This window comes from Streptomyces sp. S.PNR 29 (genome assembly GCF_030386795.1).
Classification (GTDB): domain Bacteria; phylum Actinomycetota; class Actinomycetes; order Streptomycetales; family Streptomycetaceae; genus Streptomyces.
Window position 1 is genome coordinate 25266 of the sequence record NZ_JANUQM010000004.1, and the last position, 13310, is coordinate 38575.

General features: G+C 71.9%; 13 protein-coding genes. All 13 read left to right on the forward strand.

Annotation, left to right across the window (positions count from 1 at the left end; genetic code table 11):
- Window positions 1–18 precede the first annotated feature (18 nt).
- The 13 genes from NW895_RS12575 to NW895_RS12635 all read left to right on the forward strand — a co-directional run bounded on the left by NW895_RS12575 (window position 19) and on the right by NW895_RS12635 (window position 13256).
- A complete protein-coding gene (locus NW895_RS12575) occupies window positions 19–645 on the forward strand; it encodes an NUDIX hydrolase (protein WP_289935548.1) in 627 nt (208 codons plus the stop codon).
- 159 nt (window positions 646–804) lie between these two features.
- On the forward strand, window positions 805–2883 hold the full coding sequence (locus NW895_RS12580) for a tetratricopeptide repeat protein (protein WP_289935549.1): 2079 nt from the start codon (window positions 805–807) through the stop codon (window positions 2881–2883).
- Window positions 2884–3019: 136 nt separating this feature from the next.
- Entirely contained in the window at window positions 3020–4144 is a 1125-nt protein-coding gene (gene ald, locus NW895_RS12585; protein ID WP_289935550.1) for an alanine dehydrogenase, read from the forward strand.
- A gap of 412 nt (window positions 4145–4556) precedes the next feature.
- Window positions 4557–5690 (forward strand): ParA family protein, encoded by a 1134-nt coding sequence (locus NW895_RS12590; RefSeq protein WP_289935551.1) that lies wholly within the window; start codon window positions 4557–4559, stop codon window positions 5688–5690.
- Between the two features lie 41 nt (window positions 5691–5731).
- Window positions 5732–6253: a hypothetical protein gene (locus NW895_RS12595; protein WP_289935552.1), complete on the forward strand. Its 522-nt coding sequence runs from the start codon at window positions 5732–5734 to the stop codon at window positions 6251–6253.
- A 33-nt stretch (window positions 6254–6286) separates the two neighbouring features.
- Window positions 6287–7423 (forward strand): segregation/condensation protein A, encoded by a 1137-nt coding sequence (locus tag NW895_RS12600; RefSeq protein ID WP_289935553.1) that lies wholly within the window; start codon window positions 6287–6289, stop codon window positions 7421–7423.
- Entirely contained in the window at window positions 7420–8094 is a 675-nt protein-coding gene (gene scpB, locus NW895_RS12605) for an SMC-Scp complex subunit ScpB (protein ID WP_289935554.1), read from the forward strand. Before NW895_RS12600 ends, scpB begins: the two co-directional genes overlap by 4 nt.
- Window positions 8094–9167 carry a pseudouridine synthase gene (locus tag NW895_RS12610; protein ID WP_289935555.1) on the forward strand — a complete coding sequence of 358 codons (1074 nt, stop codon included), beginning with the start codon at window positions 8094–8096 and terminating at the stop codon, window positions 9165–9167. The genes scpB and NW895_RS12610 overlap by 1 nt, the downstream gene beginning before the upstream one ends.
- A gap of 79 nt (window positions 9168–9246) precedes the next feature.
- Window positions 9247–10254: an ADP-ribosylglycohydrolase family protein gene (locus NW895_RS12615; RefSeq protein WP_289935556.1), complete on the forward strand. Its 1008-nt coding sequence runs from the start codon at window positions 9247–9249 to the stop codon at window positions 10252–10254.
- A gap of 121 nt (window positions 10255–10375) precedes the next feature.
- Entirely contained in the window at window positions 10376–10738 is a 363-nt protein-coding gene (aroH, locus tag NW895_RS12620; protein WP_289935557.1) for a chorismate mutase, read from the forward strand.
- Window positions 10735–11820, forward strand: a complete 1086-nt coding sequence (locus tag NW895_RS12625; RefSeq protein WP_289935558.1) for a prephenate dehydrogenase — start codon at window positions 10735–10737, stop codon at window positions 11818–11820. Before aroH ends, NW895_RS12625 begins: the two co-directional genes overlap by 4 nt.
- Window positions 11821–11925: 105 nt before the next feature.
- Window positions 11926–12606: a (d)CMP kinase gene (gene cmk, locus NW895_RS12630; RefSeq protein ID WP_289935559.1), complete on the forward strand. Its 681-nt coding sequence runs from the start codon at window positions 11926–11928 to the stop codon at window positions 12604–12606.
- Window positions 12603–13256 (forward strand): lysophospholipid acyltransferase family protein, encoded by a 654-nt coding sequence (locus NW895_RS12635; RefSeq protein ID WP_289935560.1) that lies wholly within the window; start codon window positions 12603–12605, stop codon window positions 13254–13256. The genes cmk and NW895_RS12635 overlap by 4 nt, the downstream gene beginning before the upstream one ends.
- Window positions 13257–13310 lie beyond the last annotated feature (54 nt).

A 13310-nucleotide genomic window follows, 5' to 3' on the forward strand; every position in this document is an offset into this window, starting at 1 on the left:
CGTGTGGAGGGACAGGGCATGACGATCAAGGACACTCCCGAGGAGTGGGAGATCCGCGCGACGGACACCCCCTTCGTCGGCAAGAAGACCTCCGTCCGCACGGACGACGTGGTCATGCCCGACGGCTCGGTCGTCACCCGCGACTACCAGGTCCACCCCGGCTCCGTCGCCGTCCTCGCCCTCGACGACGCCGGCCGCGTCCTGGTGCTGCGCCAGTACCGCCACCCCGTGCGCCACAAGCTGTGGGAGATCCCGGCCGGCCTGCTCGACGTCCCCGGTGAGAACCCGCTGCACGCCGCCCAGCGCGAGCTGTACGAGGAGGCGCACGTCAAGGCCGAGGACTGGCGGGTGCTGACCGACGTCTACACCACCCCCGGCGGCTGCGACGAGGCCGTGCGGATCTTCCTCGCCCGCGATCTGTCCGAGGCCGAGGGCGAGCGCTTCGAGGTCGCGGACGAAGAGGCCGACATGGAGCTGGAGCGGGTGCCCGTCGAAGACCTGGTACGCCTGGTGCTCGCGGGAGAACTGCACAACAACTGTCTGGTCGTGGGTGTGCTGTCGCTGGTCGCCGCGCAGAACGGCGACGGGCTGGAGGCGCTGCGGCCGGCGGAGGCGCCGTGGCCGGCACGTCCGTTCGAGTCCTGAACGCTGCGCCCTTGGCGGTGTGACCATCTGCTGATCCGATCGGGGGATGTGCCCGCCGTGCTCCGCCCGGACCGTAGCAGAGCGTGAACTAGGCTCGGGAAACGCCCGATCCGGAGTCCCGGCGGGCGCCGACGTGCGGTGGGATCGGGAGCGTGGCCCGTGACGGAACAGGCGGTGGACACGGACGGGGTGCGGCTGTGGTACGACGCTCCCGAGGAGAGCCGGTTCCTGGGCCGCACCCGGGAGTTGAAGGAGCTGCGCGCCGACATCGAGCGCGCCGGCCTCGACACCCTCGCCGGTCGCAAGGCTCCCCGCGCGCGCGTGCTGCTCATCGCCGGCCGGCCCGGCTCGGGCCGCACGGCACTCGCCGAGGAGCTGGTGCGCCAGGTCGCGGACGGTTATCCGGACGGGGTGCTGCGTGCCCGCCTGAGCGACCCCGACGGCACCCCGGTTCCCGTCGAGCAGACCGCCCGCGAGCTGCTCACCGCCCTGGAGCGGCAGGCGCCCGCCGGAGCCGCCGAGGACGACCTCACGGCGACCTTCCGCGAGGCCCTGGCCGACCGCCGGGTGCTGCTCCTGCTCGACGACGCCGCCGACGCCGAGCAGGTCGACGCCCTCCTGCCGGACACCCCCGACTGCCTGGTCGTCGCCGTCGCCGAGGGCCCCCTGACCGGGATCGCGGACGTCCGCCCGTGCACCCTCGGCGGCCTCGACACCAAGTCCGCGGTGGAGCTGCTGTCCCGGCACACCGGCTCGGTGCGCATCACCGTCGACCCCCGCGCCGCCGAGAGCCTCGCCGAGCTCTGCCAGGGGCAGCCCGCCGCGCTGACGCTGGCCGGCGGCTGGCTCGCCGCCCGCCCCAAGGCGACCGTCGCCGACTTCGCCAAGCAGCTGCGCGCGGAGGGCGACGAGGGAACACCCCTCCACCGCGTCTTCCGCCTCGCCTACGCGTCCCTGCCGAGCCCCGCCGCGCGGATGCTGCGGCTGCTCTCCCTCGCCCCGGCCGGTCTGGTCGACGCGCACACCGCCTCCGCGCTGGCCGGCTGCGCGGTGAGCGGCGCCCGCACCACCCTGGACGACTTCGTCCGCCTCGGCCTGCTGCACGCCGTGGACTCACCACTGCCGCAGTACGAGGTCCCCGGCTGCCTGTACCCCCTGCTGAAGGTCCTCGCCGACCACCACGACCGTCCGGCCGAGCTCCAGCTGGCCCGTGCCCGCATGCTGGAGCGGGCCGTACGGCTGCTGCAGGCCTGCCGGGCGATCACCGAGACCGACAGCCCGCAGGCCGCGAAGAAGCTCCTCGGCATGCCGAGCTCCCTGCGCTTCCCCCATCCCCGGGCCGCCGCCGAGTGGCTGAGCCTGCGCCGGCCCGCGCTGCTCGCCATGGCCCGTCTCGCCGTCGCCGACGGGGAGCTGGACACCCTGGCCCGGCGGCTGATGGCCCAGCTGGTGCGGGCGATGGTCGCCCACTTCGGCACGCAGGCCGCGGCCCCGGACCTGTACGGCATCCACCGCCTCGTCCTCGACGTGGCCGAGCGCCGCGACCTGCCCCGCGAGAAGGCGGCGGCCCTGCTGAACCTGGCCGACCTCGACGCCCGCACCGGCCGCACGGCCGAGGCGCTGGTGCGCTACCGGGCCGCGCTGGACGCCGGGCGGGAGGCGAACGACCCGTACGCGACCGGCCGCGCGATGGAATCCGTGGGCGGCGCCCACCTGGAGCTCGGTGACTACGACCGGGCCGCCGACTGGTTCGGCCGGGCCCTGACCGAACGGCTCGCCCGGGGCGAGCGGGCGGACGCCGCCCGGCTGTACGGCCGTATCGCCACCGCCCACACCTACGCGGGCCGCTACGGCGAGGCGCTGCGGGGCTGGCGGGCCGCGATCGCCGGACACCGCCGGACCGGTGATGTTCCCGCCCACGCCCGGGCGTTGAGCGAGCTGGCCCGCGTCCAGGAGTACGCCGGGCACCCCGAGGAGTCGCTGAGCACCTGCCAGGAGGCCGTCGAATGGGCGCGCCGGGCCGAGGACGTACGGCTGCAGGCGGCCCTGCACCTGCGGCTCGCCGACACGCTCGAACGCCTCGGCGACCCCACGGCGGCCCATCTGCACCGCAGGGCGGCCGAACGGATGCTGGGGGAGGAGCCGGGCGATGAGCTCTCTGAGGCCGATCCGGACCCAGAACCTCTGGAACAGGACGCTAACGCCTGCGAAATCCGTAGTACATCCGCTGAAGATTGATGCAATGAAAGGCTAGACAGCGGGAACACCTTCATTAGACTGGCTCTGCCGCACGTTCTCCTGCGGTCTATCCCGGTGTGCCTGAGCGCTTCCGGGTATGCCCTGTAATGCCCCCATACCCTCCGAGCCAAGGACCGTGATCGACGTGAAGGTCGGCATTCCCCGCGAGGTCAAGAACAACGAGTTCCGGGTGGCCATCACCCCCGCCGGCGTGCACGAGCTGGTGCGCCACGGCCACCAGGTCGTCGTCGAGCACGGTGCCGGTGTCGGCTCCTCGATCCCGGACGACGAGTACGTCGCCGCCGGTGCGGAGATCCTCCCGACCGCCGACGAGGTGTGGGCCTCGGCCGACCTGCTGCTGAAGGTCAAGGAACCCGTCGCCGAGGAGTACCACCGCCTCCGCAAGGACCAGACGCTCTTCACGTACCTGCACCTGGCCGCCTCCAGGGAATGCACCGACGCCCTGCTGCAGTCGGGCACCACGGCGATCGCGTACGAGACCGTCGAGCTGCCGAGCCGCGCGCTGCCGCTGCTCGCCCCGATGTCCGAGGTGGCCGGTCGCCTCGCCCCGCAGGTCGGCGCCTACCACCTGATGCGCGCGGGCGGCGGCCGCGGGGTGCTGCCCGGCGGCGTCCCGGGCGTGCCGGCCGGGCGGGCCGTGGTCATCGGTGGCGGTGTCTCCGGCTGGAACGCCGTGCAGATCGCCATCGGCCTGGGCTTCCACGTGACCCTGCTCGACAAGGACATCAACAAGCTCCGCGAGGCCGACAAGATCTTCGGCACGAAGATCCAGACCGTCGTCTCCAACGCCTTCGAGCTGGAGAAGGCGTGCCTGGAGGCCGACCTCGTCATCGGTGCCGTCCTCATCCCCGGCGCCAAGGCCCCGAAGCTGGTCACCAACGAGCTGGTGTCCCGGATGAAGCCGGGAAGTGTCCTTGTCGACATCGCGATCGACCAGGGCGGCTGCTTCGAGGACTCCCGGCCGACCACTCACGCCGAACCGACCTTCAAGGTCCACGAGTCGGTCTTCTACTGCGTCGCCAACATGCCCGGCGCGGTGCCCAACACCTCCACCTACGCGCTGACCAACGCCACGCTGCCGTACGTCATCGAGCTGGCCGACCACGGCTGGGCCCAGGCGCTGCGCCGCGACCCCGCGCTGGCCAAGGGCCTCAACACCCATGACGGCAAGGTCGTGTACAAGGGCGTGGCCCAAGCGCACGGCCTGGAGCACGTGGAGCTCGCCTCGCTGCTCGGCTGAGGAGGCGCACGGCGTAGGCCGGCTAAGTCACCAACTGGTCAAGGCGATACGTCAACACGAGTCGTCAACGCCCCGCACCCGGCCGGACCTTGCCGACAAGGTCCGGCCGGATGTGTGTATGGTCACTTTGCGATTCTCGGCCAACTCGCCTCGAACGTAACCCTTCAACCGATTCGCGCACCGGTGAAACCTGCCGTGCGACGGCCGTACGCCCTTGACAGCGGGATGTTTCATTGCCGACACATCGGGCCGGGTCCGGCGGATTGTGTTGCTGCGAACCGCCGACACGCCATAGAGTCGCCAACCGTCGGCATGGTGCCACGCTGACCTGTCTAGAAGTTTCCTGGTCACCAAGGAGGTAAGACGACTTGTGAATGAGTCGACATTTACTCCCGGGGGTGGTCAACCAGGAATGCCTGCACGGGGCCAGGGCCCCGGGCGGTTCGAGGCTGTCGGCTCCGTCGCTGTGCGCACCTTCGCAGCCCACCAGAGTCAGAGTCCGCAGATGGCTCCGACAGCACCCCAGAGCATGGATGGCCAACACGTGAACGCCATGGCCGGCGACGGAAGTGGCGCGCCCCACAACCACTTCGCCGACTACGACGAACTGCCCGACGGGCACTTCTACGACCCCGACGCGGAGTACGAGCCCGACCCCGAGTACGCGGCCACGCTCGCGCCCGACGCGGCCCGCCAGCGCCGCGAACGCATCGGCCCGACCGGACGCCCGTTGCCGTACTTCCCGATCCCCGGCCCGCTGACCGACCACGGCCCCGCGAAGATCATCGCGATGTGCAACCAGAAGGGCGGCGTCGGCAAGACGACGTCGACCATCAACCTGGGTGCCGCGCTCGCGGAGTACGGGCGCCGCGTGCTGCTCGTCGACTTCGACCCGCAGGGCGCGCTGTCGGTCGGACTCGGCGTCAACCCGATGGAGCTCGACCTCACCGTCTACAACCTGCTCATGGAGCGGGGCATGGCGGCCGACGAGGTCCTGCTGAAGACCGCGGTCCCCAACATGGACCTGCTGCCCAGCAACATCGACCTGTCGGCGGCCGAGGTCCAGCTGGTCTCCGAGGTCGCCCGCGAGTCGACGCTGCAGCGCGCGCTGAAGCCGCTGCTGCCCGACTACGACTACATCGTGATCGACTGTCAGCCCTCACTCGGTCTGCTCACCGTCAACGCCCTGACGGCCGCGCACAAGGTGATCGTGCCGCTGGAGTGCGAGTTCTTCGCCCTGCGCGGTGTGGCGCTGCTGACCGAGACCATCGAGAAGGTCCAGGAGCGGCTCAACCCGGAGCTGGAGCTCGACGGGATCCTGGCCACCATGTACGACTCGCGCACGGTGCACAGCAGAGAGGTGCTCGCGCGCGTCGTCGAGGCGTTCGACGACCACGTCTACCACACGGTCATCGGGCGCACGGTCCGCTTCCCGGAGACCACGGTCGCCGGAGAGCCGATCACCACCTACGCCTCCAACTCCGTCGGTGCCGCCGCCTACCGCCAGCTCGCCAGGGAGGTGCTCGCCCGGTGTCACGCCGAGTGAGTCTGCCGGGGGCCGACGAACTCTTCCGTACGACAGGGGGGATGGCGCTGCAGTCGTCCACTCCCAGGCGTCAGGCCAACGGCGAGGCACGCGTGCCCGCTCCCGCGGGGGAGAGCGAGCCGGCGGCGGCCGCCGAGGAGGTGCCGCAGTCGGTGCCCGCGCAGGGCGGCGACGGCGAGGGGGTGGAGCACGTCGCGGCGGACGCGGAGCCGGCCGAGGCCGGTGAGTCGCGCAGCCGCGGCACGGAGCGGTCCGCGAGGCGTGCGGCGCAGGAAGGTTCTGCCGCGCCGCAGGCCGCCTCCGCCGCCGCGGCGCCGCGCAAGCGCGGGCGGGCGGCCACGCGGCGGCCCAGCGGCCGTGAGCGGCACGACGAGAAGATCACCGTCTACGTCTCCGCCGAGGAACTCATGGATCTGGAGCATGCCCGTCTGGTGCTCCGGGGCGAACACGGGCTGGCCGTCGACCGCGGGCGGATCGTCCGCGAGGCGGTCGCCGTCGTGCTCGCGGATCTGGAGACCAGAGGGGACGCCAGCATCCTCGTACGTCGGCTGCGTGGGCGCTGAGCGGTCTCCGCTTAGCGGTAGCCTGCGGGGGCTATGACCTCGAACGGTTCCTCAGCCTCCGGCGGCGCGGCCGGCCGTCGGCGTGCGCTGGGCCGTGGGCCGGGCGCGGCGCCGGCGGCTCCACCGGTCGCGCCCGGTGTGCCCGGTATGGGGCCGGTCGTGCCTGTGGAGCCGGAGGTCGCTCCACGGGAGCCGGAGCCGGAGCCCGCGGTCGTAGTTCCAGAACCGGAGCCGGAGCCCGCGGTCGTGGTTCCGGAACCAGAACCGGAGCCGGAGGCCGCCGCCCCGGAACCGGAGCCCGCACCGGCTCCCGGGCCCCCTCCGGGTGAGCCGCCGGACCCTTCCGCCCCCCAAGAGCCCGGCGACGGCGTCTTCAAGGTCCGGCTGGCCAACTTCGAGGGCCCCTTCGACCTGCTCCTCCAGCTGATCTCCAAGCACAAGCTGGACGTCACCGAGGTCGCCCTGTCGAAGGTGACCGACGAGTTCATGGCGTACATCAGGGCGATGGGTCCGGACTGGGACCTCGACGAGACGACCGAGTTCCTCGTCGTCGCCGCGACCCTGCTCGACCTCAAGGCGGCGCGGCTGCTGCCGGCCGCCGAGGTGGAGGACGAGGCCGACCTGGCGTTGCTGGAGGCCCGGGATCTGCTGTTCGCGCGGCTGCTGCAGTACCGGGCGTACAAGCAGATCGCGGACATCTTCAGCGGCAGGCTCGACGAGGAGGCCCGCCGCTACCCGCGTACCGTCGGACTCGAACCCCACCACGCCGAACTGCTCCCCGAGGTCGTCATCAGCATCGGCGCCGAGGGCTTCGCCAAGCTCGCCGTCAAGGCGATGCAGCCCAAGCCCAAGCCGCAGGTGTACGTCGACCACATCCACGCGCCGCTGGTCAGCGTGCAGGAACAGGCCGGGATCGTCGTCGCGCGGCTGAAGGAGCTCGGCGAGGCCAGCTTCCGGTCGCTCGTCGAGGACACCGACGACACACTGACCGTCGTGGCCCGGTTCCTGGCCCTGCTGGAGCTGTACCGCGAGAAGGCCGTGGCGCTGGAGCAGGAGACCGCGCTCGGCGAGCTGCTGGTGCGCTGGACCGGCGGGGACGCGGACGCCGGGCCCATGGTGACCGACGAGTTCGACCGACCGCCCGAAGTGCCCAAGGAGGAGAAGGCGTGAGCGAGGAGACCAGCGAGGTGCCCGCGGGTCTGCGGACCGTGGCCGACCTCGACCTCAAGCCCGCCCTGGAGGCGGTCCTCATGGTCGTGGACGAGCCCGCGACCGAGGAGCACCTCGCGAAGATACTTCAGCGGCCCGGACGGCAGATCGCGGACGCGCTGCGCGAGCTGGCCGACGAGTACACCGTCCAGGGACGCGGCTTCGAACTGCGCCTCGTCGCGGGCGGCTGGCGCTTCTACACCCGGCCCGAGTACGCGGCGGCCGTCGAGGGCTTCGTGCTCGACGGCCAGCACGCCCGCCTCACCCAGGCCGCGCTGGAGACCCTCGCCGTGGTCGCGTACCGTCAGCCGGTCAGCCGCAGCAGGGTCTCGGCCGTCCGAGGCGTGAACTGCGACGGCGTCATGCGCACCCTCCTGCAGCGCGGTCTGATCGAGGAGGCGGGCACGGAACCCGAAACAGGTGCCATCCTGTACAGGACGACGAACTACTTCCTGGAACGGATGGGCCTGCGCGGTCTGGACGAGCTCCCGGAGCTCGCGCCCTTCCTCCCGGAGGCGGAGGCGATCGAGGCCGAGACCCAGGAAGGCGTACCGTCGTTCGATCCGGACGCCCCGGACATGGACGACGGTCCCTCGACGAACATGCCTATCACGACGACGACGGAACTTTGATGCGAAGCAGCGGCAACGGCAAGAGCGGCGGGAACGGCGGGCGCGGTAACTACCGTGGCGCCGGCAACAACAGGGACCAGAAGCAGGGGCAGGGACGCCCCCGCAAGCCCCGCCCCGAGGAGCGCCGCTACGACGTCGGCCCCGGGGCGACCAAGGACGGGCCCAAGTCCGGGCGCGGTGGCGCGGCCCGCGGCGGCGCCAAGGGCGCGCCGAAGAAGGCGCAGCCCCAGCGTGGCCGTACGGCCCCTGCCCGCTCCCGGGAGTACGAGGCGCGGGCAGAGGAGCGCAACCGGGAGCGGTACGCGGGCAAGAAGGACGTCAAGCTGCCCAAGACCTTCCCCGGCGCCGAACAGGAGGGCGAGCGGCTGCAGAAGGTCCTCGCGCGCGCGGGCTACGGTTCCCGGCGCGCCTGCGAGGAGCTGATCGAGCAGGCGCGGGTCGAGGTCAACGGCGAGATCGTCACCGAGCAGGGGCGCCGGGTCGACCCGGAGAAGGACGAGGTCAAGGTCGACGGGCTGACCGTGGCGACCCAGTCGTACCAGTTCTTCGCGCTGAACAAGCCCGCCGGTGTCGTCTCGACGATGGAGGACCCGGAGGGCCGTCAGTGCCTCGGTGACTACGTCACCAACCGCGAGACCCGGCTCTTCCACGTCGGGCGGCTCGACACCGAGACCGAGGGCGTCATCCTGCTCACCAACCACGGTGAGCTGGCGCACCGGCTGACCCACCCCAAGTACGGCGTGAAGAAGACCTACCTCGCGCACATCGTCGGCCCCATCCCCCGCGACCTGGGCAAGAAGCTCAAGGACGGCATCCAGCTGGACGACGGGTACGCGCGCGCGGACCACTTCCGGGTCGTCGAGCAGACCGGCAAGAACTACCTCGTCGAGGTCACCCTCCACGAGGGCCGCAAGCACATCGTGCGCCGCATGCTCGCCGAGGCCGGCTTCCCGGTCGACAAGCTGGTGCGCACCGCCTTCGGCCCGATCACCCTGGGCGACCAGAAGTCGGGCTGGCTGCGGCGGCTGTCCAACACCGAGGTCGGCATGCTGATGAAGGAAGTCGACCTCTAGAAGCCTTCAGATAGAAGCCTTCAGAACGCCTTGCCATGATCACCATCCCCATTTATTGTCAGCATGACGATAAAAGGGGATGGTGAATCGCGTGTCCAAACGTGCCGCAACCGGAGCACTCCTCGGCCTCGCCCTCGGCTTCCCGGCCGAGTTCAACGACGTCCCGTCGATCCTCGCCAAGTGCGGGCCCTGGCGGCAGATGCGGCTGCCGACGCCCGCGATCGTCACCGACGACACGCAGATGACCCTGGCGCTGGGGCGGGGCCTGCGGACGGCCATGGACCGGGGCGTGCTCGGCCCCGAGGGGATGGCCGAGCCCGTACGGCAGGAGTTCATCGCCTGGAACCGCTCCCCGGAGAACAACCGCGCGCCGGGCAACACCTGCCTCAGGGCCTGTGGGCTGCTGGAGCGCGACGACCGGCCCTGGCAGGACGCCAGCCAGGTCGGTTCCAAGGGCTGCGGCGCCAACATGCGCGTGGCCCCGATCGGGCTCATCCCGGCACTGAGCGACGAACAGCGCGCCGGCGCCGCCCAGTTGCAGTCCGCGCTCACCCACGGGCACCCGACGGCCCTCGCCGCCTCCGACCTCACCGCGCACGCCGTACGGCTGCTCGCGCAGGGCGCCGAGCCGGCCGGGCTGACAGAGCTGCTGCTCTCGTACGCGTACGACAACCGCAGCCACTACCACCAGCGCTGGCTGGGCGACCTGTGGACCCGCGGCCAGGACCCCACCCCGGAGCACTTCATCGCGCGCGGCTGGGACGAGTGCGTCCAGGCCCTGGAGCGCCTCCAGGGCGCCGTGCGCACCGTCTCGCCCGAGACCGACCCGTGTCTGGCCACCGGCGCGGGCTGGATCGCCGAGGAGGCCCTGGCGACCGGCCTGCTCTGCTTCCTGCTCTTCGTCGACGAACCGCTGACGGCCCTGCGCCGTGCCGCCTGCACCTCCGGCGACTCCGACTCGATCGCCTGCCTCACGGGCGCCTTCGCGGGCGCGTACCTGGGCGCGGACGTCTGGCCGGCCGAGTGGGCCGACCGCATCGAGTACCACGGGGACCTGCTCGCGCTCGGGGCGCTCTGGGACGCCTGACGGGCGCGGGGTTCGGGGATGCCGCCCGTCTCAGGGGGCGGGCGTCGCGCACCGGTACGGCGTGAGCTGACTAGGCTGGACGGACCAAGAGCCGATACGCACATCAGCAAGGAGCATCGCCGTGGCGGTACGAGCGGTCCGGGGCGCCGTCCAACTGGAGCGGGACGAAGCCGGCCACATGGACGAGCAGGTCGGAGCCCTGCTCACCGCCATCCTGGAACGCAACGACCTGGCCACGGACGACCTGATCAGCATCTGGTTCACGGCCACGCCCGACCTGCACAGCGACTTCCCGGCGGCCGCCGCCCGCAAGCTCGGCATCGTGGACGTCCCGCTGATCTGCGCTCAGGAACTGGACATCGAGGGCGCCATGCCGCGCGTGGTCCGCGTCCTCGCGCACATCGAGTCCGACCGGCCCCGCGCCGACATCGCGCACGTCTACCTCGGCGCCGCGGCCGCCCTGCGCAAGGACATCGCCCAGTGAGGACCGCACTCGTCATCGGAACCGGGCTCATCGGCACGTCCGCCGCCCTCGCCCTCACCCAGCGGGGCGTCGTCGTCCACCTCGTCGACCACGACCCGGAGCAGGCCCGTACGGCGGCCGCGCTCGGCGCCGGCACCGAGGAGCCGCCCGCCGGGCCCGTCGACCTCGCGATCGTCGCCGCCCCGCCGGCCCATGTGGCCGACGTGCTCACCGACGCCATGCGGCGCGGTGCCGCACGTGGCTACGTCGACGTGGCCAGCGTCAAGGGCGGCCCGCGCCGCGAGCTGGAGACGCGAGGGCTCGACCTGTCGGCGTACATCGGCACGCACCCCATGTCCGGCCGCGAGCAGTCCGGCCCGCTGGCCGCCACCGGCGACCTCTTCGAGGGCCGCCCCTGGGTGCTGACCCCGACCCGGGACACGGACACCGAGGTGCTGAACCTGGCCCTGGAGCTGGTCTCGCACTGCCGGGCGGTGCCGGTCGTCATGGACGCCGACGCCCACGACCGTGCCGTGGCCCTCGTCTCCCACATGCCCCACCTGGTGTCCAGCATGGTCGCCGCGCGCCTGCAGCACGCCGAGGAAGCGGCCGTACGCCTGTGCGGACAGGGCATCCGGGACGTGACCCGCATCGCCGCCTCCGACCCCCGCATGTGGATCGACATCCTCTCCGCGAACCCGGGTCCGGTCGCCGACCTGCTCGGGGACGTCGCCGCCGACCTGGAGGAGACGGTGCGGGCACTGCGCGCCCTGCAGTCCTCCGACGAGAACAAACGCCGGGAGGGCACGGTCGGCATCGAGGACGTGCTGCGCCGCGGCAACGCCGGGCAGGTCCGGGTCCCGGGCAAGCACGGGTCCGCTCCGCGGGTCTACGAGACGGTGGCGGTCCTCATCGACGACCAGCCCGGGCAGCTGGCCCGGATCTTCGCGGACGCGGGCCGGGCCGGCGTCAACATCGAGGACGTACGGATCGAGCACGCGACCGGGCAGCAGGCCGGTCTGGTGCAGCTCATGGTGGAGCCGAAGGCGGCGCCGGTGCTGGAGGCCGCGCTGCGGGAGCGGGGCTGGGCGATCCGGCAGTAGCGGGTTGCCGCCGGGCTGGGCCGATCGGGGTACGCGCACCCAGTAACCTTGTGCGGGGCAGTCGCGCCCCCACCCCCGCCAGCCCGGTCCAGGAAGGTCCCCACTGTGGAAAGCGCCACGCCAGTGATTGTCGCCATCGACGGCCCCGCCGGCACGGGCAAGTCGAGCACGTCGAAGGCCGTGGCCGCGCAGCTCGGCCTCAGCTACCTGGACACCGGCGCCCAGTACCGGGCGATCACGTGGTGGATGGTGAACAACGGCATCGACACCGACGACCCGCAGGCGATCGCCGCCGCGGCTGGCAAGCCCGAGATCGTCTCCGGCACCGACCCGACGGGCCCCACCATCACGGTCGACGGCGTGGACGTCTCCGGCCCGATCCGCACCCAGGAGGTCTCCTCCAAGGTCAGCGCGGTCAGCGCCGTACCGGAGGTGCGCGCCCGGATCACCGAGCTGCAGCGCTCGCTGGCGGCCTCCGCCGCGCACGGCATCGTCGTCGAGGGACGCGACATCGGCACCACCGTCCTGCCGGACGCCGACCTGAAGATCTTCCTCACCGCCTCCCCGGAGGCCCGCGCCGCCCGCCGCAGCGGTGAGCTCAAGGGCGCGGACGTGCACACCACCCGCGAGGCGCTGCTCAAGCGCGACGCCGCCGACTCCGGCCGCAAGACCTCCCCGCTGGCCAAGGCGGACGACGCGGTCGAGGTGGACACCACCGACCTCACGCTGGCCCAGGTCATCGAGTGTGTCGTCACCCTCGTCGAGGAGAAGCGGGCCGGGAAGTGACCTCACCGTCCGTGCCTTCGGAGCGGGGCGCCGAAGTCGGGCGGCGCATCGGCGTCGGCCTGATGTACGGGCTGTGGCGGCCGCGCGTGCTCGGCGCCTGGAGGGTGCCCGCGGCCGGCCCGGTGATCCTCGCCGTCAACCACTCCCACAACATCGACGGCCCGATGGTCATGGGCGTGGCGCCCCGGCCGACGCACTTCCTGATCAAGAAGGAGGCGTTCGTCGGGCCGCTGGACCCGTTCCTGACCGGCATCGGCCAGCTGAAGGTGGACCGGGAGACGACCGACCGCACGGCGATCACGCAGGCGCTCGACGTCCTGACGGCCGGCGGCGTGCTCGGCATCTTCCCGGAAGGCACCCGGGGCGAGGGCGACTTCGCCTCCCTGCGCGCCGGGCTCGCCTACTTCGCCGTCCGCAGCGGCGCACCGATCGTGCCGGTCGCCGTCCTGGGAAGTTCCGAGCGGCCCGGACGGTTGATACGAGGGCTGCCACCGCTGCGCCACCGCATCGACGTCGTCTTCGGCGACCCCTTCGACGCGGGCGACGGAAGCGGGCGGCGGACCCGCCGGGCGCTGGACGAGGCGACCGAACGCATCCAGAAGCAGCTCACCGCGCACCTGGAAAACGCCAGACGCCTGACCGGGCGCTAGGCGACACTGAGTAGTGGATCACCCCTTTTGACACGGGGTGCGCCACCGATCACC